Source organism: Phaeobacter sp., from assembly GCF_022825805.1.
Lineage (GTDB): Bacteria > Pseudomonadota > Alphaproteobacteria > Rhodobacterales > Rhodobacteraceae > Phaeobacter.
In genome coordinates this window covers 14,742-39,934 of record NZ_JAJDWC010000023.1, presented here as the reverse complement: position 1 = coordinate 39,934, position 25,193 = coordinate 14,742, and the positions used below count along the sequence as shown (strand labels likewise).

21 protein-coding genes are annotated in these 25,193 nt (G+C 56.3%); 10 read left to right on the top strand and 11 right to left on the bottom strand.

The window, feature by feature from the left end; translation table 11 throughout:
* Positions 1–7 precede the first annotated feature (7 nt).
* Complete coding sequence (locus Q0C28_RS02240) at positions 8–2,734, top strand: EAL domain-containing protein (protein ID WP_293573020.1); 2,727 nt, start codon at positions 8–10, stop codon at positions 2,732–2,734.
* Positions 2,735–2,750: 16 nt separating this feature from the next.
* On the opposite strand, the gene Q0C28_RS02235 is transcribed toward Q0C28_RS02240, so the two are convergent.
* The gene (locus Q0C28_RS02235) at positions 2,751–3,782 is read right to left on the bottom strand and encodes a sterol desaturase family protein (RefSeq protein ID WP_293573019.1); all 1,032 of its coding nucleotides are present in this window, start codon (positions 3,780–3,782) and stop codon (positions 2,751–2,753) included.
* A 49-nt stretch (positions 3,783–3,831) separates the two neighbouring features.
* Positions 3,832–4,779 carry an NAD(P)-dependent oxidoreductase gene (locus tag Q0C28_RS02230; protein ID WP_293573018.1) on the bottom strand — a complete coding sequence of 316 codons (948 nt, stop codon included), beginning with the start codon at positions 4,777–4,779 and terminating at the stop codon, positions 3,832–3,834.
* A 122-nt stretch (positions 4,780–4,901) separates the two neighbouring features.
* On the opposite strand from Q0C28_RS02230, the gene Q0C28_RS02225 reads away from it, so the two are divergent.
* Both Q0C28_RS02225 and Q0C28_RS02220 read left to right on the top strand, forming a co-directional pair.
* Positions 4,902–5,786, top strand: coding sequence for a LysR family transcriptional regulator (locus tag Q0C28_RS02225; RefSeq protein ID WP_293573017.1), 885 nt, complete (start codon positions 4,902–4,904; stop codon positions 5,784–5,786).
* Between the two features lie 94 nt (positions 5,787–5,880).
* Positions 5,881–7,383, top strand: coding sequence for a deoxyribodipyrimidine photo-lyase (locus Q0C28_RS02220; RefSeq protein ID WP_293573016.1), 1,503 nt, complete (start codon positions 5,881–5,883; stop codon positions 7,381–7,383).
* On the opposite strand, the gene Q0C28_RS02215 is transcribed toward Q0C28_RS02220, so the two are convergent.
* The 5 genes from Q0C28_RS02215 to Q0C28_RS02195 form a co-directional block, all read right to left on the bottom strand.
* Entirely contained in the window at positions 7,362–8,003 is a 642-nt protein-coding gene (locus tag Q0C28_RS02215) for a DUF6434 domain-containing protein (RefSeq protein ID WP_293573015.1), read from the bottom strand. The two genes, Q0C28_RS02220 and Q0C28_RS02215, sit on opposite strands and share 22 nt — an antisense overlap.
* On the bottom strand, positions 7,993–9,399 hold the full coding sequence (locus tag Q0C28_RS02210) for an amidase (RefSeq protein WP_293573014.1): 1,407 nt from the start codon (positions 9,397–9,399) through the stop codon (positions 7,993–7,995). Before Q0C28_RS02210 ends, Q0C28_RS02215 begins: the two co-directional genes overlap by 11 nt.
* Before the next feature lie 41 nt (positions 9,400–9,440).
* Positions 9,441–10,361 (bottom strand): AraC family transcriptional regulator, encoded by a 921-nt coding sequence (locus tag Q0C28_RS02205; protein WP_293573013.1) that lies wholly within the window; start codon positions 10,359–10,361, stop codon positions 9,441–9,443.
* 195 nt (positions 10,362–10,556) lie between these two features.
* Positions 10,557–12,440 carry a methyl-accepting chemotaxis protein gene (locus Q0C28_RS02200; RefSeq protein ID WP_293573012.1) on the bottom strand — a complete coding sequence of 628 codons (1,884 nt, stop codon included), beginning with the start codon at positions 12,438–12,440 and terminating at the stop codon, positions 10,557–10,559.
* 290 nt (positions 12,441–12,730) lie between these two features.
* On the bottom strand, positions 12,731–13,378 hold the full coding sequence (locus Q0C28_RS02195) for a hypothetical protein (RefSeq protein WP_293573011.1): 648 nt from the start codon (positions 13,376–13,378) through the stop codon (positions 12,731–12,733).
* A gap of 311 nt (positions 13,379–13,689) precedes the next feature.
* Here Q0C28_RS02195 and Q0C28_RS02190 point away from each other — a divergent pair, with 311 nt between their 5' ends.
* Positions 13,690–14,382, top strand: coding sequence for a GntR family transcriptional regulator (locus tag Q0C28_RS02190; protein ID WP_293573010.1), 693 nt, complete (start codon positions 13,690–13,692; stop codon positions 14,380–14,382).
* A 52-nt stretch (positions 14,383–14,434) separates the two neighbouring features.
* On the opposite strand, the gene Q0C28_RS02185 is transcribed toward Q0C28_RS02190, so the two are convergent.
* The 3 genes from Q0C28_RS02185 to katG all read right to left on the bottom strand — a co-directional run bounded on the left by Q0C28_RS02185 (position 14,435) and on the right by katG (position 19,499).
* The gene (locus Q0C28_RS02185; protein WP_293573009.1) at positions 14,435–15,445 is read right to left on the bottom strand and encodes a cytochrome d ubiquinol oxidase subunit II; all 1,011 of its coding nucleotides are present in this window, start codon (positions 15,443–15,445) and stop codon (positions 14,435–14,437) included.
* Positions 15,446–15,449: 4 nt separating this feature from the next.
* Positions 15,450–16,874, bottom strand: coding sequence for a cytochrome ubiquinol oxidase subunit I (locus tag Q0C28_RS02180; RefSeq protein WP_293573008.1), 1,425 nt, complete (start codon positions 16,872–16,874; stop codon positions 15,450–15,452).
* 447 nt (positions 16,875–17,321) lie between these two features.
* A complete protein-coding gene (katG, locus tag Q0C28_RS02175; protein WP_293573007.1) occupies positions 17,322–19,499 on the bottom strand; it encodes a catalase/peroxidase HPI in 2,178 nt (725 codons plus the stop codon).
* A gap of 264 nt (positions 19,500–19,763) precedes the next feature.
* Between katG and Q0C28_RS02170 the strand changes: the two genes are divergently transcribed.
* The 6 genes from Q0C28_RS02170 (at position 19,764) to Q0C28_RS02145 (ending at position 23,552) form a co-directional block, all read left to right on the top strand.
* A complete protein-coding gene (locus Q0C28_RS02170; RefSeq protein WP_293573006.1) occupies positions 19,764–20,189 on the top strand; it encodes a dihydroneopterin aldolase in 426 nt (141 codons plus the stop codon).
* A 94-nt stretch (positions 20,190–20,283) separates the two neighbouring features.
* The gene (locus Q0C28_RS02165; protein WP_293573005.1) at positions 20,284–21,111 is read left to right on the top strand and encodes an isoprenylcysteine carboxylmethyltransferase family protein; all 828 of its coding nucleotides are present in this window, start codon (positions 20,284–20,286) and stop codon (positions 21,109–21,111) included.
* Entirely contained in the window at positions 21,108–21,509 is a 402-nt protein-coding gene (locus Q0C28_RS02160) for a DUF4149 domain-containing protein (RefSeq protein WP_293573004.1), read from the top strand. Before Q0C28_RS02165 ends, Q0C28_RS02160 begins: the two co-directional genes overlap by 4 nt.
* Positions 21,510–21,589: 80 nt before the next feature.
* Positions 21,590–22,111 (top strand): glutathione peroxidase, encoded by a 522-nt coding sequence (locus Q0C28_RS02155; protein WP_293573003.1) that lies wholly within the window; start codon positions 21,590–21,592, stop codon positions 22,109–22,111.
* 74 nt (positions 22,112–22,185) lie between these two features.
* The gene (locus Q0C28_RS02150; RefSeq protein ID WP_293573002.1) at positions 22,186–22,323 is read left to right on the top strand and encodes a DUF2256 domain-containing protein; all 138 of its coding nucleotides are present in this window, start codon (positions 22,186–22,188) and stop codon (positions 22,321–22,323) included.
* Positions 22,320–23,552: an FAD-binding domain-containing protein gene (locus tag Q0C28_RS02145; protein ID WP_293573001.1), complete on the top strand. Its 1,233-nt coding sequence runs from the start codon at positions 22,320–22,322 to the stop codon at positions 23,550–23,552. The genes Q0C28_RS02150 and Q0C28_RS02145 overlap by 4 nt, the downstream gene beginning before the upstream one ends.
* Here the strand turns inward: Q0C28_RS02145 and Q0C28_RS02140 are convergent.
* Positions 23,549–25,099: a cryptochrome/photolyase family protein gene (locus tag Q0C28_RS02140; RefSeq protein WP_293573000.1), complete on the bottom strand. Its 1,551-nt coding sequence runs from the start codon at positions 25,097–25,099 to the stop codon at positions 23,549–23,551. The two genes, Q0C28_RS02145 and Q0C28_RS02140, sit on opposite strands and share 4 nt — an antisense overlap.
* Positions 25,100–25,193: the final 94 nt, after the last annotated feature.

Genomic DNA, 25,193 nt, shown 5'->3' with positions numbered 1-25,193 from the left:
GTGCAAAGTGGACTTGTTAAACGCGCTATGGGTCGTTGTGTGTGCTGTTATCGTGCTCGATATGCAGGCCGGTTTCCTATGCTTTGAGTCAGGGTTTGTCCGCAAAAAGAACGCTGCCAGCGTGGCGATCAAAAACATCTGCGATCTGTGCTTTGTCAGCTCGGCCTTTTGGTTTGTTGGGTTTGGCCTGATGTATGGTCCGAGTTTTGGGGGCTTGTGGGGGACGGGGCCATTCGCCCCCCATCTTGCGAACTCCGACGATCCCATGACGGGTGCGTTCTTCCTGTTTCAGATGGCCTTTGCAGCAACTGCTGCCACGATCGTCTCCGGAGCTGTTGCTGAGCGTGAGCGGTTCGAAGGGTATCTGTTGCTCAGCGTGACGATGGGGGCCGTAATCTACCCGGTCGCCGGCCATTGGATTTGGGGGGGCGCTTGGAGTGGTGGCTCTCCGGGCTGGCTGGCAGAGTTGGGATTCATCGACTTCGCAGGAGCAACAGTTGTGCACGCGGTCGGGGGATGGGCTGCGCTAGCAGCCATTCTCGTGCTTGGTCCGCGGCTGGGGCGTTTTTCGCACAAAACCCGTGTGTTTGAAGAACAATCAATTGCCATGGCGGCGCTGGGGGCGCTGTTGCTTTGGATTGGTTGGGGCGCCTTCAACGGCGGCAGCGCTTTGGCCTTCAACTATGATGTCTCGGTTATCGTTGCCCATACAATGATGACCGCTGCCGCCGGCGGGATTGTATCGACGTTTTTGTCGATCTGGCTCTATCGTCACATGCGCATCGATTTGATTTTGAATGGTGTCCTGGCAGGTTTGGTCGCCGGGACCGCCAGCGTTCATCTGATCGATGCGAAAGGCGCCTACATCGTTGGAGCGATTGGTGCGCTGGTGATGCTGGCCGCCTTTGAGGCGCTTGAATTTTTCAAGGTTGATGATGTTGTTGGGGCAGTACCCGTTCATCTGGCCGCCGGGGTTGCCGGGACGCTTTGTTTGCCCTGGCTGGTGCCAATTGATGCGTTGGGTGGGCTGACCCGTTGGGAACAGTTCAATGTTCAACTCTTGGGAACGGCTGCCGTGGGCCTGTGGGTGATGGGTGTTTCATTCGGGGTGGCATTGGCCCTAAACAAACTAGGCATTCTGCGCGCGAGCCGTCGCAACGAAGTGCGCGGGTTGAATATCTCAGAGCATCGTCGCTACGACGCTTTTGCCGAACTGCTTGATGAAATGCGCAAACATTCCAGAAGCAGCTCATTCGAAAAACGCGTGCGCGTGGAGCCGTCGACCCAGGCAGGCGCGTTGGCATTGCGTTACAACCAGGTTCTTGATCGTGTGCAAAATGAGATCGAGCTTCGGGTGACCGCCATGCGGCAAGAGCGGGAAATGCGGTCGATGGCCGAAAACGCGTTTGGTGCGATGAAGGCTGCTCAGGAGGCGAGCGCTTGGGCGGCGCTGCACGATGCTTTGACTGGGCTGGGGAACCGCAAGTTCCTGGAGGAAATCGCCGCAACGAGCGTTGGCGACAACGGCAGAGCGGCAACACAACTTGTCATTTCGATTGATCTGGACCGGTTCAAGGAAATTAATGACACCTATGGGCATGAGGCAGGGGATCAGATTTTGCAATCCTGTGCGGCCCGTATCCAGAACCATGTGCGCGAGGGGCGTGATTTGGCCTTCCGTATTGGGGGCGACGAATTCGTGCTGTTGCTGGAATTCGAAGACAGTGAACTGCATGCGCAGTGGTTTTGCGATAAGTTGCTGGATGAGCTGGTTGCCCCGGTGGCGTTCCGCACTGTTCAACTCAACATTGGTGCCTCAATTGGCTTTGCGTTGACCCAAGATGGCGACAGTCTGCTGGAGGCTTTGCGCCGATCTGATCTTGCGCTGTATGAAGCCAAAGCCCACGGGCGGGGCCGCGTCGTGGCATTCTCTGAAAAGATCGGCACCGCTCACGACGTGAAGCTGGCGCTGATCAACGATTTCAAAGACGCCATCAAAAACGACCAAATTTCAATTGAGCTGCAGCCGCAGGTCGACGCGCAAACACTTGCGCTGAACGGGATTGAGGTTTTGGCCCGATGGGATCATCCCGAACGCGGACGTCAAAGCCCTGCCGTCTTCCTCGAGATCGCAGAGGAACTCTGCATGCTGGGTGATCTGGATCGCAGGGTGTTGGACCTTGCGCTCGTGGCCCGAGGCAAGATCGAAGCTGCATTGGGATTTGCGCCGGATATTGCCGTGAACGTTTCTGCCCGGCGTTTGACGGCGCCAGATCTTCTGGACGAACTCGCCAGCCGCGAAGATCTTCCTGCACGTGGATTGGCGTTTGAAATTCTGGAAACAGCGTTCCTTGACAGTGTGTCAGAGGAGCTGGGGCATACGATCCAATCCTTGAAAGACATGAACATCAGCATCGAGGTGGATGATTTTGGAACCGGTCATGCAAGCTTTGCCTCGGTCTTGGCCTTGCGGCCCGACCGTTTGAAAATCGACCGATTGTTTGTTCCTGGCGTCGACCATGATCCTGATCGCCGGGAACTGATGCGGGGTATGATTGAAATGGCCAGCCGCGTGTCGGCTGAAACGGTTATTGAAGGGATCGAAAGCATGGAGGAAGCAAAGGCTGTGGCACAGCTGGGCGCTGGGACGTTGCAGGGCTATGCGATCTCCAAGCCGCTACCGCTGGATGCATTCATCGCCTGGGCCGAAAGCTGGCAGTCCCGCGCCGCGTAGTGGCTGCAGCACGGATCTACTTTGCATGCATGGCCCGTTTGCGTTCGCGAATGTGTTTGGTCGCTTTCTCCGACCCGTCGTGATAGGTGCCAAACCATCTATCCCATGGCATTTCCGCATTGCCATAGTTGCACTCATAATATCTGTGATGAAGTTGGTGGAAAAAGGCCCCAAGCAAAAGCGCTTGTCGGTCCTTGGCCCAGATTGCTTCATATCCTGAATGCGATGACGCAGCGCCCAACATCAGCCAGTATGCCAAAAATAACATATGCACGGGATGGGAAGGCACGATCAACAGGATCAAGACAGCGCTGAGATAGCCGCAGGCTTCCACGGGATGCATGGACATGCCAGACCACGGTCCGGTGTTGACGTTGCGGTGATGCACCGAATGCACATGTCGATACAGAATGGGCTGATGCAGCAGCAGATGCACGAGGTAAAAATGGAGACTCTGCCAAAGCGCTAGCAGCGGAAAGAGCAGGATAAACCACAGGGGCGCATCGACAAATTGGATGGTTGTCGTGTGTCCAGACGCATAGGACCAACGCAGCACACATTCAAAAACAGAAAGGATCGGCGCGCCATAGACGAGGGAATAGAACATGTTGTCCCAAGTCTGATAGCCGAATTTGAACAGCGCATTTCGGCGTTTCAAATAAGGGCGCGGATCGTATTTCAGCAACTTGCCTTGTCCGTCAATGCCATAGAACCACAGATGCAATCCACCTGCGACCAGGGTGAGCAAGATCCAGTTGCGTAGAAAAACCGGAAGCACCCAATCGATCGTTATGTCGGCCTGTGCCGAGCTGACAGGTTGCAGCCAAAACGCTACGATAAACGCCAGTATCAGAAAAATGGAACGATCCGAGAACTGCAGCCAGTTTTGCCAGCACCAACGGATCAGGCCCTTAAAATTCGGTGGCCAGTGCCAATAGGGAGCAAATCGCACAGGCAAAACAGGGTGCCAGTGCCACTCCTTGCTCATCGGCGCGTCTTGCCGGGTGGGCGATGCCGCGTTTGGTTGCGATTTCTGTTCTGACGGCATCACCTGATCCTCCCGCGGCTATCTTGAAAACAGTTGCTGGTGCTGGGTTTCACCCGCGCTGGGGTGTAATTTCGTAACCGGGCTCTTCGGGCTCGTCGTCGTGCATTTCTGCCGGAAACCCGGGGGCACGAATGTCGAGCCCGGTTGCCTCCTCCAACCGCTGGATGATTGCGGGGGAATTGCACCGCTCACCGTAGCGCTCGATGCCATCTTCGATGATCTGCAAAAGCATCGGAGAGACATCGAGCGGCACGGAACTGCGCTCTGCGATCTGCTGGAACAGACCCACATCCTTTTTGACCAGATCCAATGTGAATGAGATATCACGCGACCCGTTCAGAATAACCTGGCTCTCTGTTTCATGGACAAACGACGTACCAGAGCTGATTTTGATCGCCTCATAGGCGGTGTTCAGGTCCATCCCTGCGGCTTTTGCGGTGACCAGTGCCTCGCAACAGGTGATCAGATTGGCTGTTGCAAGATAGTTTGTCACAACTTTCAGGATCGACGCTGAGCCCAGTTCTCCGGTGTGCAAAATGCGCCGCCCCATGGTTTTCAAAAGCGGAGCGATGCGATCAAACGTATCGCGGTCACACCCCGCAAAGATTGAGATATTGCCAGTTGCGGCACGATGACAGCCGCCAGACACCGGGCAATCAACCGCGGCGCCGCCCCGCGCGATCACCTGCTCGCCCAACCGTTTGACCTCTGCCTGATCTGTTGTGGACATCTCCATCCAGATTTTTCCTGGCCTGATGTGAGGCAACATTTGCTGCAACACGCTGTCCGAGGCCGCGGGCGATGGCAAACAGGTGATGACCGCATCGCAGGTCTGCATCAGTTCGGCGGGGGAGCCACCGGGCACAGCACCGCGTTGAACAAACGCATCGACCAGCTCGGGGTCCAGGTCATGGACCGCCAGTGAGATCCCGTTTCGCAACAGGCTGTCGCTGAGTTTGCCGCCTACGTTCCCCAGTCCAATGAACCCGATTTTCATCCAGATGATCCCCTGTCGTTGCGTTGGTGGTGATTTGGTTGGTTTCACCGATTAAGGAGGATTGTGTTGAACGCGTAAAATGAATAAAAAAGCCATCAATAACCAAAAATTTTTGGTGTAAATTGGCAATCTCTCCCAATCTGATCTGGCTGCGGTCTTTTGAACGCGCGGCACATCACATGAGCTTCACTGCAGCAGCAGAGGAGTTGGCGATCACACAAACGGCCGTCAGCTTGCACGTGCGATCCCTTGAAGCCAAGCTGGGATGCAAGCTGTTCAACCGTGTCGCACGCAAACTGTCTCTGACAGAAGTGGGGCAGGCCTATGCTGCGTCTGTGCGCAGAGCTCTCGATGAAATAGAACTGTCGACGACCAGCCTTTTCGGTATCGATCAAAAACTGGCGCTGACGGTTAGGGTGCCGATCTCGACTGCGGGTCTGTTTTTGGCGCACCGGCTGCCTGCGTTTCTCGCGCGCAATCCGCAAATTTCGGTACGGCTGCTTTCGAACATCTGGGCGGAGTCAGCGGGGCGTGAAAATGTCGATGTTGAAATCAGATTGGGGTCAGGCCACTGGGAAGACGCTCCGTCACGCTGTATTTCGCAGGAGCGGATCGTTCCAATTGTTGCAAGTTCGCAGATCGGCGAGGGCACAGATATCGCCGATTGGCAGGACAGGCCTGTGGTTCAAATTCTCGGGCTGCAGGACCTGTGTCAGAAGTATCTCGCCACATTGGGTTTGGACCTTAGCAATCGCAGCGATGTTCATTCGGTGGACACAACGCTTGCTGCGGTCGATCTGGTTGCTGCGGGTTGTGGATTTGCCGTTGTGTTGGAACGGTTTGCGACGACTGCAATCGATATCGGCCGCCCGATTGCCATCGCTGGCCCGCCGTTGCCCATTGATCAAGCACATTATTTGATCGCGGCGCCCCAAGGTGCAGGCGCAAGAGCATCGAGAGTGTTGTTTGAAAGCTGGCTGGAAGAGGTTTTTGTGACCTGGAAATGACGCGAGTGCCAGCGCGATGGCCGTCGTTGGATTGGCTTTGATTAGACAAACCGCCGCTGCGCGTTAAATCCCCAAAAAACAAGAAAGGGCAGCCGTGCAAGTTGTGTGGTTCAAACGTGATTTGCGGGTGCAAGATCACGCGGCACTGCATTGTGCAGCGCGCCGTGGGACCGTCTTGCCGCTTTATGTCGTGGAGCCAGAACTCTGGCGACAGCCGGATCATTCTGCCCGTCATTGGGAGTTTGTCGCTGAGACGCTGGCAGGGTTGCGACAGGATCTCGCCCAATTGGGTCAACCGCTGATCATTCGTGTTGGCGACATGACAGATGTGCTGAACCGGCTGTTGCAACTCGGCTGCCTGGACGCACTGTGGGCGCATGAAGAAACGGGCAACAATTGGACGTTTCAACGCGACAAGAAAGTCATCGCCTGGTGCCGGTCCGCGAATGTCCCATTCCATCAACTGCAGAACCATGGGGTTGTGCGGGGTCTCGCCTCGCGGAACGGCTGGGCGGACAATTGGGATCGGATCATGTCCCGCGAGCTGACGCCGCCACCTGCACTCTGTCCCTTGAACATTGCTCCAGGCCCTATTCCTGATGCATCCGACTTGGGGCTGTTGCCTGATCCGTGTCCTGAACGTCAGGTTGGTGGTCGTCTTGCGGGTGTGGAGCGTTTGAGCAGTTTCCTTTCCCATCGCGGTGAAACCTATCAACGCGCAATGTCGGCACCTCTGGCGGGGGCGCATGCTTGTTCGCGAGTGTCACCCTATCTGACCTGGGGCGCGCTTTCGATGCGGGAGGTTTATCAAGCCTGCGAACGCCGACGGGCAGAGATCCGTTCAAAGGGGTCGTCATGGGGGCGCTCGATGCGGTCCTTTTCGGGGCGGCTGCACTGGCACTGCCATTTCATCCAAAAGCTCGAGGATGAGCCAGAGATTGAATTCACCGAATTTCACCCGCTCTACGCAGGATTGCGGCCTGAACAACCTGATCAGACCAGATTGGACGCTTGGGCCAATGGTGAAACGGGCTATCCATTCCTTGATGCTTGCATGCGGTCGCTGCGGGCAACTGGATGGCTGAACTTCCGTATGCGGGCGATGGTGATGTCAACCGCGAGCTACCATTTGTGGCTGGATTGGCGCCGCCCTGGCCAGCAGCTGGCGCGATTTTTCACCGACTACGAGCCGGGGATCCACTGGAGTCAGGTGCAAATGCAGTCAGGCACCACCGGCATCAACGTCGCGCGGATCTATAATCCTGTGAAACAAGGGATCGATCAGGATCCCACAGGTGTGTTCACCCGCCGTTGGGTGCCAGAACTGGTGAAGATCCCTGATCAGTTTTTGCACGAACCATGGAAAGCGGACAACGCGGCGGAGGTGCTTGGTAAACTCTATCCAGAGCCCATCTTTGACCATGTGGTTGCCGCACGAGAGGCGCGAGATAAGATCTGGGGTGTGCGCAAAGAGGCAGGTTTCCAATCTCGAGCGCGTGCCATTCAGAACAAACACGGAAGCCGGAAAAGTGGCATCAAAAACCGAGGTCAGCGCAAACCGAAGGGCCCGTCCAATCAATTGGAATTGCCCTTCTGAAGACTACCGAGCCCGACCGGTCGGGGATCGAGAAAGCTCAGGTCGGTTTCCTCATAGACAACAAAGCCGTTTACTGCAGGTTTCTTCGACTTTACGGCCCAACAAAGTTTCGCGTCGGTCAGCGTGAGGTTGGGGTGCGCATCGCGTAGGTCGCGCAGGTATTGCAGGTAGTTGTTGCATGAGGCAATTTCACGCCTGAACCCCGGTTGCTGTGCTCTGGTGTGAAACAGATGCCACTGCGCGATTGCCTCACCAAGGCTGCGCCCCGGGTGTGACTTCACCCAATCCATGAACTCGCCTGTGCATCTGAATTTCGGTCCAATTTCTTGTTTCAAGAAATTCCTTAGATTGCAGCCAAACGTGACATTTGCATCGATTATTGTGTCGCGCGTCAGGACGGCTTTGGACCAGTTCTTGGGCTTTCGGGGCGTTGTGCCGGGGGCGGTGATTTCACCCCTCAAATGTCCCAGCAGGCGGGCCCGCAACTCTGCTTTCAGCCCAGATGTAGGTAAGCCGCGCTCTCTACAGAGGTTTTGCATCTCTGCGACGGGCCAGTACCAGCGGTCGAATTCCTCACTGCTGGTGATGGAGAGTATATCGGGCCGGTCTTCAAGATCCATGGGGATCCTCCTGCGTTTTGGCGGACCAGTCTTCTGGGAAGAGGCTGCGCGCCATGGAAAGCAACTTACCTTCAGCGCCGGGTTTGCCGACAATCTGGACGCCGATTGGCAAGCCGTTGCTGTCATGCCCAAAGGGCAGTGTGACAACGGGCCATCCCAACGCGCCGATAGGAACAGTGAAGTGCGTCAGAATGTCGAGATAGCCCATTGGTCCAGCTTGTGTGGTGAAAACCTGCGGATAGTGTCGCGCGCCAAATCGGTCGCGCGATGGTTTCATATGCCTAAAGACCGCAGCGCCGGTCACCGGCAGGACCAAAGCGTCGATATCCGCGAGATCCCTTGCGGATTGCTTGCGAAACAGGGCCAGCTGGTCAACAGCCTCACGATACGCCGCAGCGGAGAGCCTGTAGCCCTCAAGCACATGGGACAAGAAATTGGGGGAGGCTTCGGCAGCTTCTCGATCACGGCTTGCCAACCAGCGTATGGGCCAAGGGATAAGACGGCTGGTTTCATAACCCATGATGTGGCCGAACAATCGGCGTGGTTTGTCGCCCAACAGTTCGGCGAGATCGCTACCGCGAGGAGTGCAGGGTGTGCTGGCTAGCTGCTGGAGGCATTTGTTCCAGACTGTTGACACCTGCGGTTCCAGAGGCGCTGGGCCGGTTGGCTGCCAAACGGCAATTCGTGGTTTGGCTGTTGCGTTGGAATTGGCAATCGGATGGCCCATTGTTGACCAAAACGTCGCAAGATCATCCAATGTCCGTGCTATGGGGCCAGGTCTGGCAAAATGTTGCAATTGGTGGCGCCCAGGTAGCATCCCAGATGAGGACCACAGCCCCTCTGTCGCCAGAAAAGAGACGACGCCGCACCAGGCGGCTGGCAGGCGCAAAGAACCCGCAAGATCTGCGCCGATGTCGAGAACACTCATCCCGCTTGCGACTGCCGCAGCGCCTCCGCCACTGCTCCCGCCTGCAGTAAAACCTGGATAGAGCGGGTTTTCGGTGACGCCGCGCCGGTTGCCAAATGTTTGAAAGTCCAATGCGTTCGGGGGCAGGGTCGTTTTCGCCAGGACCTTGCATCCGCGCTCTTCCAACATAGCGATAAAGGGCGCGCTCTTTACGTCGTGTTTGCGAGATGTCTGATCGCGCCCGAACCAACGTGGCCAACCGGCAACGGCAAATTGATCTTTCACCGTGATTGGCAAACCATTGAATGGGGCGATCACGGGCCCTTTCGGTATCTGGCCTGCGTGTTCGAAGGCGCGGATTTGTGGATCCTGCTTTTCTTGCGCTGCCAAAAGGGTGTTGTATAGGCGCGCGCGATATCCTGGCTCCTCAAGGTTCTTTATGATCCGGTGCAAACTGCCGTTTGGCTGCGCTACGGGGCTGTCATACATGTTAGGGCCTCATCGTTGATGGGCCGATCAGAACGCAAACGTCAGGTCGATGCTGTTCCATTTGTGCTTTGTTCGACAGGAAGGTGGATCTGCGCTGTCAAACGATCGGATGGTGCATCCACTGTGTTGGTCAGATATGTTTCAAACATCCAGCCATGCCTCAGGATCAGCCCGGCCCTGGGCAGAATGACCCGCGCCGCTTTGTTCCAGGTCAGATGCAGGTTCGCAAGCGAGCCGTAGTGGGGGAAGATTGCATAGTCTCCCGCCGCCAACTCAATCCAGTCGGGAGACCAGTTCAATGGTACAGGTTGGTCAAAGATCGCACCAAAATGGGCCCTGGCGTCCGGATCGTCGAAGGATTGTGGACCCTGTTTGAACGCGGTCGCAAACTGGTGTTTTTCCGCTGGGATCCGCTGGTGTGTGAGTTCTTCTTTCAGCGCTGCGAAGCCTGCCGAGATTGCGGCCAGGTCCGGAAAAAAATGTCCGTCGGACATGCCTGTCTGGGTGCGGTAGCACATGACCTGGGACGCAACCGTTACCAGATCGGGCAGGATATGCTGCGCTGAATGTGACTGTGGCACCAAAAAGGGCCGCGGCGCCGCACCACGTTGCGAGGGCGGCAGGCCTGAGCGCCGCAATTCACTCGGCGTGCATTGAAAGTGTGATTTGAACGCTTTGGAAAATGCGGCATGTGTCTCAAATCCGCAGTCCAGAGCCACATCAATGATGCGGCATGACGTGGTTGTCAGGTGCTGTGCAGCCTTCTCCATGCGGCGGGCGCGAATATAGCCTGACACGGTCTCTCCGGTTGCAAGGGCAAAGCGGCGCTGAAAATGGTGCTCTGCCAAACCAGCACGCGCAGCAATGTCGCGAATGGCGAGCTGCGCCGACAGGTCCGCCTCGATGAACGCGCAGGCTTTGGTGATCGTTGCGTCTGAATAGCGGTGGTTTGGTCCTGACACGTGTGCGCTCCGATGTCGATTTGGTATCAGCCCGTATCCTGTGGTGCGGCCAGCACCAAACTCTGAACTGTTGGTTAAGAGGCTAGCGCAATGAGGCGAGTGGCCAAGGTATTGCGCGCGGAACGAAAAACGCGCCGCTCAGTCATAAGCGGCGCGTTTAATTTACGTTGATTTCTGTGGGCGATAGCGCGTGCGCTAGAAATCTTCCCACATGTTCTGGGAGGAACCATTGGCTGCGACGGCTTTGGGATGCGCAGTCGGCGCTGTGGGTGTGTCACTCCAATTGCTGGGTTCCGTTTCAAACGCCGCCGGTGCTGGCGCACGGGATGCCGGGGCCGTGGTACCGTTTTGAACGGTGAAGTGTTCGACCAGTTTGGCCAATTGACCCGCGTCATTGTCCAGCAGTTGAGCCGCAGCGCTGCTTTCCTCCACCATCGCCGCATTCTGCTGCGTCACTTGGTCGAGTTGGGTCATGCCAGTGTTGATTTCGGCAAGGCCAGTGGATTGCTCTGCCGCGCTTTCCGCGATCTCGCTGACAAGTTGAGAGATGTTGTTGACCCGCCCAACGATGGATGTGAGCGCATTGCCTGCGTTTCCGACCAGATCCACACCGCTAGAGACTTGTTTGGAGCTGTCTTCGATCAGGGATTTGATTTCGAGTGCCGCATCCGAAGACCGCTGAGCCAAGCCGCGCACTTCGCTTGCGACGACAGCAAATCCACGTCCTGCTTCGCCTGCGCGGGCGGCTTCGACACCTGCGTTGAGTGCGAGGAGGTTTGTCTGGAACGCAATGTCGTCAATGACGCCGATGATCTGTGAAATCTTTTCCGAAGAGCTTTCGATTTCGGTCATCGCGCTGACCGCGTTTCTGACGACGACACCGCTCTGCTCCGCTTCATCCCGGGCCTCGCGGGTGACCTCTTCCACACTGCGCGCGCCATCTGCTGCGGATTTTACACTGGCGGTCAGTTGCTCCAACGCTGCGGCTGTTTGCTCCAGGGTTGCTGCCTGGCTTTCTGTCCGACCTGATAGTTCTCCAGAGGACTGGTTGATTTCTGCGGCGCCGTTGCGAATGCTCGCGGCGGAGGCAACGACTTGTGAAACCGTACTGTTGAGGTTTTCCACCGTCTTGTTGAAATCGCTACGCAGCGTTTCATAACCGGCCGGAAATTCCTGTTTGATGCGGGTGTTCAGGTCGCCCTGGGACAGCATCGCCAAATGCGTGCTGAGCGTTTCAACCACATCTTGCTGCTCTGCGTCGCGCTGTTTTTGTTCGCTTTCAAGCGTTTTCTGGCGGATCAGCGATTGGCGGAACACCTCGACCTTTTGAGCCATGCCACCAATTTCGCTTTGGTCGTTGGTTGCCGGAATATCCGCGTCGGTTTCCCCATCGGCGAGGGTCTGCATACGCTGTTTCAGCGCGTTGACAGGTTTAGTGATACTGCGCGTGATCAGGGTAGCGGCGGCAATCAAAAGGATCAGGCTGCCTGTTAGGATCGCAATCGCTTTCCACCGTTTGGCGCCGAGGTCGGCATTGATGTCGGACACGTAGTCGCCGGTTCCGACAACCCAGCCCCAGGGTTCAAACAATTCGACATAGCTCATTTTGGCTTCGACGACTTCGGTGCCAGGCTTGTAGAAATGATACATCAATTTGCCCTCGCCGCTGTCGCGCGCGATGCGAACCATTTCCTCGTAGAGCCGGAAGCCGTTTACGTCCACGATATCGCGGCGATAGTCCCCCACCAATTCCGGTTTGGTCGGAAGCACCTGCATGATGTAATCGGTATCAACGGCAAAGAAGTAACCAGCAGTGCCATAGAGCATGGTGTTGAGCTGTTCGCGCCCCAACGACCGGGCCGCGTCCTCCTCTAGTGTGCCTGCGTCGACCTGATCCTGTAGAACTTCCAGCTGTGATACGGCCAGTTCCACCATCTGTTTGAGTTTCTGCTCTCTCATGTCGTAGGCGTCGGAGACCGAGCTTGATAAGATCGACATGGTCAGCGCGACAGCCAACACAACGGCCAGCCCGGCGAGCGCATAGATCCGTACCGGAAGTCGGGACAGAGAAATCGGCATGTGGAATAGTCCTCACTATCTGCTTTTGACGCAGGCTCTCCGAAATTTGCTAAGGAGACCTTAGTGACAGGACGATTTGTTTCAAATGAGTTGGTCGGTTGCGCGAAGGACTGAATTGCGCTGGTGTATTGCGTATTGGCTTCGCCAGGCATAGGTTTATGTATTTGAATTTAAATGGAATAAACAGAATTTAGCTCGGCAACCGTTGTGCTCGTTGCGGTGTGCAAGTAAATCCGTGGATTGTAAATACTCCGCATGGATCCACCCTGACGCGTGACAACTAGATGCCGTTATTTTTGCTGTGCTGAATCCGTGCTGGCTTGAACGTCACCGTGGCGTTCATTTCCGACGTAGGTGCCAAACAGACCAGCCTGCGATTCCCGTTCAAACCGGCTGATGACGGAGCAGACGACCGGATCTGCGATATCCATAAGTGTGGATTGATCTGGATCCATAAACACGCCCTTTGGTGCTTCTGCGTGATGGGCGTGACATAAAAATATGATGTGCTGCTGGTTGCGGGCGATGTCGCGATAGGCGGAGTAAACGAAACCCACGTCCGCCGATACACCTGCCTGCGTGAGCAACCGGGCCGCGGTCGTTTGAGCGGTGTCTTCTGTCTGAATTGCCTGCGGAATTGCCAAGTATCCAGAGCCGTTGTCCTGCATCAGAACGGCTCCGTTGTGTTCCACGAGTATCGACACAATCTGCTCTGGGTTCTGGTTAAACGTGGCTGTCGCCTGCGCCTGTGCAGGGCGGTCGGGGCTAAGCCGCGTGGAGGAGATGGGGATCATGACTAACAGTGGTTGTTGATCAACGTCTGTGACCGCCTTTAGGCGCAAGCGCAGATCCCAGGTTCCATGGTCTTGGGTCGTGAGTTGGAGGATCACGTCCTCATCAACTGCAAAATTGCGCTCCCTCTCCAGCATCGGCTGCAAGCAGACTGCCAGTGTTCTGGGTCTGCTGTTCAGGCGTTTGATATCAGCGACTGGGTAGGTTTCGGTATCTTGTGCGGCACTGCCAACTGACAGCATGGCGGACACAAAGGGGTGGTCAAACACTGCGAGAGGTAAATCGTGGAGCGTATCGTCAGCTTTTGTCATCACGTTTCTGCCTTGGCGAAGGGATGGGGGCTACGGGGATGCGTTAGCGACGGCCCATTCAGATCATATCAGCAATTTGGTATACCATCGTATCATGCTTGATCGGATCTTGTCTATTCGCATCATTGCCAGTAGCGTTCTGCGCTATGACATCTCCAAAATTGACACCGATAGATCAGCCGCCAGCAACACTACGTGACATGGTTCAAGAACGCATGCGCGATGCAATCATCGAGGGTGTTTTTGAACCGGGGCAGAGACTTGTCGAACGTCCGCTGTGTGAACAGCTTGGTGTCAGTCGCACGGTCATTCGCGAAACGATCCGATATCTGGAGGCAGAAGGGCTGGTCGAAATTCTGCCGGGTCGCGGCCCGATCGTGGCAACGATGGATTGGTCCGACGCCCAGCAGATCTATGATATTCGGCGGATGCTGGAAACCGCCGCGGCGGAGCAATGCGCCCGCGCCATCACACCAGAACGTGCAGCTGCCCTGAAGACCGCCTTGTCGAGTTTGGAGCAAGACTTTCAAGACCGGGTTCAGGGTGGACTGTTTCGTGCCACGGCGGATTTCTATTCCGAGATTTTCGAGGGTGCCGGGCACCATATCGCCTGGGAGGTGGTCCAGCGGCTGAATGGGCGGATCAGCAGATTGCGTATGATGACACTGTCGAGCGAGGATCGACAGCGCCCTGGCATCGCGTACATGCAGGACATCTGCGCGGCTGTAGTCTCTGGCGACCCAGATGCGGCACGGGACGCTGTGGAAGCGCATCTGCGTGATACAACAGCAATTGCCAAGAAACTGTTGGCGGCAGAAAACAGCAAAGCAGCGTCCTAGAATATCTGCACTTCAGATTGGGCGGCTCGGGGGCAAACCTGCCCCCGATCACTCATTCATATCGCAGATCGGTCGCTTTTCCGCGGAAGATGAAGTAGGCCAAAATCGAATAGCCTATAATCACCGGAACCACACAGAGCGCTCCGACCAGGATGATCCAAAGGCTTTCTGGCGCAGCGGCGGCGTCGTAGATGGTCAACTTCTCTGGGACCACATAGGGATAGAAGCTGTAGGCCAAGCCCAAATACGCCATGACGAACAAGGCAGTCGACATCGCGAACGGTAGCCAATTCTGGCGGTCCTGCGGTTTGGGCATTTGTTGTAGCAGCCGCCAGAGAGCAAACAACACCACCCCCGACAAGATGGGCAATGGCACCAGCCACAGCAGCTCTGGGAAGGTGAACCATTTGGCGAAAATCCGGTCACTGACCATTGGTGTCGCGATCGACACCGTCAGTACGCCTGTCACGGCTCCCCACAGGCTACGCCGGGCCCAAACAACGGATTTTTGCTGCAACATGCCTTCGGTTTTGTGGATCAGCCAAGTGGACCCGATGAAGCTGTAGCCAACGGTGAGAGAAATCGCTGTCAGCGTTGCGAAAGCATAGGTGGCCAGGCTCTTTTCCAGTCCCATGATGTACAGTCCCAACATGAAGCCTTGCGACAGGGCAGTCATCGCTGAGCCGACAAAAAAGAGCCGGTTCCAGAGCGCTTTGTGATGGTCTCTGGCTTTCGCGCGGAATTCGAACGCCACCCCGCGCAGGATAAGGCCGATCAGCATCACAAACACAGGCAAATAGAGCGTCGATAGGATCACCCCATGCGCGGGCGGGAAGGCCACAAGGAGCAGGCCGACCGCCAGAACAAGCCAGGTTTCGTTGGCATCCCAAAAGGGGCCAATGGAGCCAATCATTCGGTCTTGTTCGGTTCTGTCTGCCATCGGAAACAACAAGCCGACACCCAGGTCGAACCCATCGAGCACAACATAGATCAGGATAGAGAGCCCCATGAGCGAGGCAAAAGCCCATGGGAGCCAATCATGAGGGTTTGAAAAATCAGGCATAGCTCTACTCCGCGGCGGTCATCGCGCCAGTTGCGTGGATCGGTACAGCGGTGTGCGCATCGTCACCCTTTGCCGCCTTGCGGGCCATATAGATGATGACGCCGATGTAGGCTGCGAGCAGTGCCGCATAAACCGCGAGGTAGGTCAGGAGCGTACCCAGCACCATGGGGGCAGGCACATCTGCAATGGCCATATCTGTGGTCATCACCCCTTGGACCAGCCAGGGTTGGCGGCCAATCTCGGTCGTATACCACCCGGCCAAAGTGGCGGCCCAGCCCGAGAATGCCATCGGGATAAGAGCCCAAACCAGTATCTTTGGCAGGCCTTCTACTGCGAGCCTGTGACCCTGGGTTCGTCCCACATGCTGGTCCCGGCGGCGCCACATGAACCAAAGCGCGGCCCAAGACAAAAGGAGCATGGAGACACCCACGCCAATCATGACTCTAAAGGACCAGAAAACCGGGGCTACGGGCGGGTGCAGCACTTGGCCGTCTTCGGTGACGAATTCATTCAGGCCCGGAACCACGCCATCGAACGAATGGGTCAGGATCAAGGAGGCCATGTTCGGAATACCAATTTCGAACCGGTTTTCCCGGGCCTCTTCGTCCGGCAGCGCAAAAAGGATCAGTGGCACATTCGGCTGAGTGTCCCAGTTTCCTTCCATGGCGGCCACTTTTGCGGGCTGGTACTCCAGTGTGTTCAAACCGTGTTTGTCGCCTGCGAGCATTTGCAGCGGGATCAAGACAGCCCCGATGACAACGCCAGTCTTCAACATGGTCCGCACTTCGCGCGACCGGTCGCCAAGGGCCCAGCGGAAGGCCGAGACACCAGCGATCAGGAAAGCAACCGTGAGGAAGCTGGCCATCAGCATATGTACGAAACGATATGGCATCGACGGATTGAAGATGATGGCCCACCAATCAGTTGCATGGGCCACGCCGTCAATCATCTCAAAGCCCTGTGGCGTATGCATCCAGGAATTCAGCACGATGATCCAGAACGCAGAGACAGTGGTGCCAAAGGCGACCAACCCTGTTGCAAGGGTGTGCAACCATCGCGGCACTCGGGAAAATCCGAACAACATGATGCCGACAAATACGGCTTCAAGGAAGAACGCGGTCAGGACTTCATAGGCGAGCAGCGGGCCCGCAATGTTGCCCACGGTTTCCATGAAGCCGGGCCAATTGGTCCCGAACTGGAAGGACATCGTGATTCCGGACACAACGCCCATCGCAAAGCTGAGCGCAAAGATCTTCACCCAGAAGCGATAGGCCGCCATCCATTTGTCATCACCAGTTTGGGTGAACCGGATACGAAAGAAGAACAATACCCAGCCCAAGGCGATGGTGATTGTTGGGAAAAGTATGTGAAACGAGATATTGGCCGCAAACTGAATGCGGCTGAGGATCAGTGTGTCTAAAGCTTCCATTGTCGAACATTCCCACTTTCGTCCAGTCCGTTGTGCCTCGAGATGCGATGGCGAATATATCCGCCATTCGCGTGTCTCGTTGTCGAGCCACACTCAGGCTCGGTTGAACGCTATGTATTCGATATCTGCTTTGATTTAAGGCCATTGCGTCAATTCGCGCGCCTGATCTCTAGCGTTGAGGCTGCGCAGATTGACGCACGGTCCGGTCTGGGTCTTGAAGAAAAGTAGCTGTATGCACGGATCGCAAGGATAGTGACATATTGTCCTAAAATTATCATTTATTGATATCGCACATTTCAGCTTTGCCATCGAAACAAGGGGGCAAGTTGCCGCAATCCCTGCCGCATGCTGTCGCGGTGCACGCTTCGTGATCGACGAGCGGCCGCAAAAGCAAAAAAAGGGGACCTGTTTCCAGGCCCCCTCTGTTTTTTGGCAGTACGTCGTTGGTTAGGCTGCCAGATCGAAGCGATCGTTGTTCATGACCTTCGACCAGGCAGAGATGAAATCACGTACGAATTTTTCTTCGTTGTCATTCTGCGCATAGACTTCTGCATAGGCTCGCAGGATCGAATTCGAGCCAAACACCAGATCTGCACGTGTCGCAGTCCATTTCACAGCGCCTGTGGCCCGCTCGCGGATTTCGTAGGTCTCATCTTCCGCCGGATGCCAGCTGTATGCCATGTCCGTCAGATTGACGAAGAAATCCTGCGTAAGCGCGCCCACCCGATCCGTGAATACGCCATGCTGCGTGCCTGCGTGGTTGGTGCCAAGAACCCGCATACCGCCGAGCAGCGCAGTCATTTCCTGCGCAGTCAGGCCCAGCAATTGCGCGCGATCCAGCAACTGCTCTTCTGGGCTGACCGCAGATTTGCCCTGCTGATAGTTGCGGAAACCATCTGCGATGGGCTCCAGCACGCTGAAGCTGTCTGCGTCGGTCTGCTCGGCCGTTGCGTCGCCCCGTCCTGGGGCAAATGGTACGGTCAGCGCATGGCCAGCGGCTTTGGCTGCGTTCTCAATCCCCAGGCTACCGCCAAGAACGATAACATCAGCGACAGAGGCGCCTGTCTCCGCGGCGATGGGCTCCAGTGCTGCCAGCACGCGGTCCAAACGATCTGGTTCGTTGCCGTCCCAACCGCGCTGTGGCTCCAGACGGATGCGCGCCCCATTTGCGCCACCGCGTTTGTCTGAGCCGCGATAGGTGCGGGCACTGTCCCAGGCGGTTGCGATCAGGTCAGCGTCGCTCAATCCGGTTGCTGCGATCTTTGCTTTGACGGCTTCGGCATCATAACGCGTGGCACCAGCCGGGATTGGGTCCTGCCAGATCAGATCTTCTGCGGGGACATCCGGGCCGATATAGTTGACCTTTGGCCCCATGTCGCGGTGGGTCAGTTTGAACCAAGCGCGCGCAAATGTATCGCGGAAATACGCCTCGTCTGCCATGAACCGTTCGCAAATTGCGCGGTAGGCCGGATCGACCTTCATCGCCATGTCGGCGTCGGTCATCATGGGCATCCGGCGTTTGCTGGGGTCCGTAGCGTCTACCGGCATGTCTTCTTCTTTGATGTTGATCGGCTGCCACTGATGCGCCCCGGCTGGGGATTTGGTAAGTTCCCACTCATAACCGAACAGCAGTTCGAAATATCCCATGTCAAATTTCGTGGGTTCTGTGGTCCACGCGCCTTCGATGCCGGAAGTGACGTGGCTTGCTGCTGTCCCATCGGAGTTGGGGTTCATCCAACCAAACCCTTGGGCTTCAATGCCTGCGGCCTCAGGTTCTGCACCCAGGGCGCCTGCGTCGCCGTTGCCGTGCGCCTTGCCAACGGTATGACCACCACAGGTCAATGCAGCGGTTTCCTCGTCATTCATCGCCATCCGGGCAAAGGTCACCCGCACATGTTGCGCGGTGCGCGCTGGATCTGGGTTGCCGTTGACACCCTCGGGGTTAACGTAAATCAGCCCCATATGGACCGCTGCGAGCGGGTTGTTCAGGCTTTCAGCATCATCAAGATCTTCATACCGCTGCTCACTTGGCGCGAGCCATTCGGTTTCCGCACCCCAGTTGATGTCGGTCTCCGGTGCCCAGATGTCTGCTCGGCCGAAGCCGAAGCCGAAGGTTTTCAACCCCATGGATTCATAGGCAATATTGCCTGCGAGCAGCATGAGGTCGGCCCAGGACAGAGCGTTTCCGTATTTCTTCTTGATCGGCCACAGCAGGCGGCGCGCTTTGTCGAGGCTGGTGTTGTCCGGCCAGGAATTCAAAGGTGCGAAGCGTTGGTTACCGGTTGAGCCGCCACCGCGCCCATCGGTTTGGCGATAGGAACCCGCTGCGTGCCAGGCCATACGGATCATCAGGCCGCCATAATGACCATAGTCAGCTGGCCACCAGCTTTGGCTGTCGGTCATCAGCGCGTGCAGATCTTTTTTGACCGCGTCAAAATCCAGCGACTTGACGGCCTCGCGGTAGTCGAAATCTGGATCCATCGGGTTCGTACGGGCACCATGCTGATGCAGAATGTCCAGGTTCAGCGCGTTGGGCCACCAATCGGTCGGCGTTTTTCCTGCGGCTGATGCGGCTCCGTGCATAACGGGGCAAAGCCCTTTTGCACCAATGTTATCTCCGTCCATGCGACGTACTCCCGTAATATGGCTCTACTACAATGACCTAACCGTTTGGCACCGTGGCGACGAGTTTGGCTGAGCATGAGGTAGCATCGAAGGGAGATAATTCCCAATTCTGTCTTCTAAAAAAATTGATAGGAAAAGATTATAGTTTGCGCTTTGCAGGCCAGATGGGTCTGCACAGCAGTTGCGCGACGGACTTGCCGCAGTTCGGTGGGGACACATCATTGAAGCGTCTTCACACCCTTCAACAATGCAGGATTATCCCCCGTGTCATTATTCCAAGACCAGCTCTCAACACAAAAAGGCATCGGTTCTGTCGAGTTGAGAGACCTCGAAATCGCGCCCCAGATTGGCACTTACGGGTCGGGTGATGTTGTGCCTGAAACCCACATTTTGGACCTGTCACTGCGCATAGATACTGATCTGGTTTTGATCGACGCGGATCAAATGGATCGTGTGTTTGACTATGATCTATTGGTTCGGGACATCGATGCCATGTGTAAGGATCGCGCCTATGAAACTCAGGAATTTTTGATCACGCGCATTGTTCAGACCTGCGCCGCATTGCCCGAGGTCGAGGCGCTTTCGATCTTTTTGCGCAAGCGCCCCGAGCTTGGTGGCAGTGGCCAGCTCGGGATCAGACTGGATCTGGACGAAGTCGCATTGCGGACCGTGCGCTCGTCACAGGCATAAGGCATCGGCGCCCAGGTGCGTTTGTCTTGTCCTCGCGAAGAGTGATCTATTTTCCCACTGCATGACGGTTGGATCCCCGAAGCCATACCAAAAAATGCTCCGCCTTTTGGCTGGGGCGGTGTCGCCCCCACCGGGTCGCGGCAGGATCGCATTGGCCTACGCCTATGGTGCGCTGTGTCACAGCATTTTTGCCATAGCGGTTTTGGCGATGATCGCGGCCATGTACTTCGGAATGAGCCAGAGCCTTGGGCGTGTCCCACAACCTTGGAGCCACCTGGCGAACGCGGGTCTCTTGGTTCAGTTTCCGATCGTACATTCCTTCTTATTGACCGATTTGGGGCGGAAGGTCCTGATCCGGCTCGCGCCGCGTGCCTATGCGGAAACGCTCACCACAACGACTTTTGCAGTGATTGCCGCGTTTCAGTTGGCTGTGTTGTTTGTGTTCTGGACGCCAAGTGGCGTGATTTTCTGGCAAGCTGCAGGCAGCGCACTTTGGCTCATAACGGCCTTCTATGCGGCCACTTGGCTGATGCTGATAAAAGCCAGCTATGACGCCGGGCCAGAGGTGCAATCTGGTGCGCTTGGGTGGATGTCCTTGGCTGCCAAGACGCGACCAATCTACCCGGATATGCCAGTCACGGGGTTGTTTCGGATCATTCGGCAGCCAATCTACGTGTCCTTTGCCCTGACCTTGTGGGCGGTGCCGACGTGGACGCCGGACCAAGTGTTTCTGGCCACTACTCTGACCATTTATTGCGTGATTGCGCCGCGACTGAAAGAGAGGCGATTTGCAGCACGCTATGGCGCCCGCTTTGCTGTTTACCGCGACACGACGCCCTACATGGTGCCACGCGGACGGTTTTGGCGTGGACCCACCCAGAACAAGACGCGTGCTGTGCAAAACACGAAGAGCGAAACATGATTGAATTTACCCTGCTGATCACTGCTGTGCTGTTTGGTGGTATGGTGCTGTTCTCGTTTGGCTTTGCAGCTTTTCTTTTTTCTGCACTGCCGGCAGACACAGCCCGCGCCCTGATCCGAAAGGCATTCCCCCACTTTTACTTGTTCGTCATCGGCAGCGCGGCGGTGGCCTTGCTTGGCAGTGTTCTGGCCGATGGGGAAAATACCTTGGCTGCGTCCCTAATGGCGATCGTGGTCGCAACAACCGTCTATGCACGCCAAATCCTGATGCCGGCCATCAATGCCGCCACCGATGTTGGCGACAAATCTCGGTTCAATCGGCTGCATGGATTTTCTGTTTCGATCACCTTGGCACATATCGGGATGGCGGCCTGGGCCTTGATCTTGCTAGCGGCCTAACGCCAGCCATTCCTCATGTTCGCTGAGGCGTAGAGGATCTGACACTGAATGTTCACATCAACCGGAAGGAAAAGACCGCAATGAGAGGGTTTCTGATGATGGCGCTGCTGTGCGGATTTGCCCTGCCTGCGCAGGCTGTGGATTTGGCGTCCCCTTTTCGATCAATCGACGGTGGTGACCTGCGATTGTCTGATTGGGATGGTTGTCCGTTTTTGGTGGTCAATACAGCGTCCCAATGTGCGTTCACCCGGCAGTATCGCGCGTTGCAGCAGCTGTATGATCGCTATCGCGACCGCGGATTGGTCGTGGTCGCAGTGCCTTCAAACGATTTCAAACAAGAGTTGGAAACCAATGAGGCTGTGAAGGAATTTTGCGAAGTCCAATACGGTCTGACGTTTCCGATGTCGGAGATCACATCCATCACCGGACAGGAGGCGCACCCGTTCTATGCATCTCTGAAGTCAGAAAACGGGTTTGTCCCGCGTTGGAATTTCAACAAAGTCCTGATTGATACGGATGGATCTGTTGTCAAAACCTATGGATCTCGCGTTGCACCTTTGTCGGGACAATTGACGGGCGCGATTGATCGTCTTTTGGATTGAAATCCCATTGATCGCACTAGCTCCCGATCCACCGGCTGTTTGGATTTGGCCGGACGACGGAACGGGAGCAAGAAATGAAAATGCGACGCAAATCCGAGCTGCCAACAAAGATCTGCGCCACCTGTGGTCTGCCGTTCAGTTGGCGAAAAAAATGGAGCAAGGTCTGGGATGACGTGCGCTATTGCTCCGAACGATGCCGGAGATCGAAATGACAGGGATGGGTCACGCAGCAGTGCAAGTTGAGTTTCAGCCAGATCGAGCGGCGGGCTTGCAAAAGCTCGATAGGTTTCTACCAAACACGGGCTTGCGTTACGCCAAACTGCGCAATTTTGATCGTGCCAGCGGTCCGTCGGCATCTGTGTCGGCATTGTCGCCCTGGATCAGACATCGCCTGCTCTCCGAACAAGAAGTGCTCCAGGCGGTATTGGAACGGCATACGCTGCGGGACGCAGAGAAATTCGTGAGCGAGGTGTTTTGGCGCGGCTATTTCAAAGGCTGGTTGCAGCACCGGCCAAGCGTTTGGGCCCGTTACCAGCAACAGTTGCCCGACCTGCTAGATAACGCTGCATCCCGACAGGATTACAGTGATGCGGTTGCTGGGCGGACCGGTATCGACTGTTTTGACCATTGGGCCCGCGAGCTTGTCGAAACAGGATATCTGCATAACCACGCGCGGATGTGGTTCGCCTCGATCTGGATGTTCACGTTGCGGCTGCCCTGGCAATTGGGTGCGGATTTCTTCCTGCGTCATTTGATGGATGGGGATCCGGCATCCAACACGCTCAGCTGGCGCTGGGTCGGAGGCCTGCACACGCAAGGCAAAACCTACTTGGCCCGCGCAGACAATATTGCCAAGTTCACCGATGGTCGATTTGATCCGGAAGGCCAACTGGCGGATGAGGCCCCGGCCTTGGCAGAAGGGGTCATCCACCCTCGGGAGCAACTGGCGGCGCCCAGGTTTGAACCACCTCAGGCCGATTATCTGTTGCTGTTGACCGAGGAGGATCTGACCTTTGGTGACGATTTGCCTCGCGGGCCTGCAGCGAGCGCCGTTTTGGGCGGCGCTGACGGTAGATCACCCCGTGCGATTGGGGACAAGGCTGACGCCTTTCGGCAAGGTGCCTTGCGTGACGGCGTTGAAAAGTCTGGCATCAGCGCTGACCGCCTGTTGCATGAGACCGCTAATGCGGATCTGGCCCATAAGGTCGTGTCTCTTGCGCAAAAAGAGGGCCTGACACATGTTGTGACAGGATATGCCCCAGTTGGGCCAACTGCGGACAAACTGGCCGCATTGGGTAAGATCCTCGCCCAGGAGGGTATCCAGCTGCATCAACTGCACCGCTCTTATGATGCTTTGGTCTGGCCGAACGCGTCCAAGGGCTTCTTTGGACTGAAAAAGGTGATCCCTTCGGTTTTGAGAGAGCTGAATATGCCCGTTTAAAAGGCTTTCAGCACCGCGGCTGCGCTGTCGAGATACTCGGCCTTTTTGTCATCTGACATGCGGTCCCACGTACGGTAGGGCTGCATCAGGCGGGCATTCTTGCCAAGTTTGTCGCGGTTTCTGATCAGGAAGTCCCAGTAAAGCGGGTTGAAAGGGCAGGCCTTCGGGCCTGTCTTTACCTTGACGTCATATGCGCAGGTTTTGCAGTGGTTGGACATCTTGTTGATGTAGTTGCCGCTGGCCGCATATGGTTTTGAGCCGAGCAGCCCGCCGTCTGCGAATTGGCTCATACCGACCACGTTGGGCGCTTCTACCCATTCGTAAGCATCTGCATAGACCGCCAGGTACCATTCATGGACCTGATACGGATCGATCCCCGCAAGCATTGCGAAGTTGCCAGTTACCATCAGACGCTGGATATGATGGGCATAGGCTTCGTCTCGGGTCTGACCGATGGCAGCCGCAAGGCACGCCATATCCGTTTCACCGGACCAATAGAAATCTGGTAAGTCGCGATCTGCACCCAGGAAGTTCTCCTGCGTGTAGCCGGGCATCTTCAACCAATAGATGCCGCGAACGTATTCTCGCCATCCAATGATCTGGCGAATGTAGCCTTCGACAGCGTTCAACGGTGCGTGCCCATCATAGTAAGCGGCCTCCACCCGTCTGCAGATCTCAAGCGGGTTCAACAAACCGGCGTTGAGGTATTGCGCAAGCACCGAATGATACAGAAATGGCGCGCCTTCCAGCATGGCGTCCTGGTAGTCACCGAATTGAGGCAGCGCCGTTTCAACAAAGTGATCAAGCGCCTTGAGCGCGCCCTCGCGATCAGTTGCAAACCAGAAATCGTCTAGGGTGCCAAAGCTGTTTCCAAACCGGTTCTGGACCAGATCCAACACCTCTTGGGTGGTGGGGTCGGGCTCATGGCGCAGAGGCTTTGGCATGAACATATCATCTTCGGCAGGTTTTCGGTTTTCGGCGTCGTAGTTCCATTTTCCGCCTTCCGGTTTGTCACCCTGCATCAACAGACCGGTCTGCCTGCGCATGTCGCGGTAAAAATACTCCATACGGAGCTGTTTGCGCCCCTCTGCCCAATCGGCAAACTGTTGGTGAGTTGCCAGAAAACGATGGTCCTCAAGCATCTGAAACGGGTGCTGTGTGTCTTCGCTCCAGTTTTGAAATGCGGATTTCAGGCGATATTCTCCGGGCCCGGTAATCATGACCTGACGGCAGGGGGTATCAGATAGCGTGCGCTCGACCTCGCCGATCAGGCTGCCGCTGTTGCCGGCATCATCCAAGCGCACATAGCGCACTGTCCATCCACCAGCCTGCAATTCGGCCGCGAAATGGCGCATCGCAGAGAAGACAAAAGCGATTTTTTTCTTGTGATGGCGGACGTAGGTCACCTCATCCGTCACTTCTGCCATCAAGATGATGTCCGACTGTGGTGAACCGGCCTGCAACGCTGGGAGATCAAGTGAAAGTTGGTCACCCAGTATGAGGATCAGATTGTCATATTTCGGCTGAGACGATGTGCCAGTGACCATGTTTTTGTGCTCCGCTTTCGGTAGCAGAGAGCTAGCGCAGCGGCGCTTGCGGGCAAGCGTTGGGGCAAGCAACGGCGGGTGTAATCATAGGCGC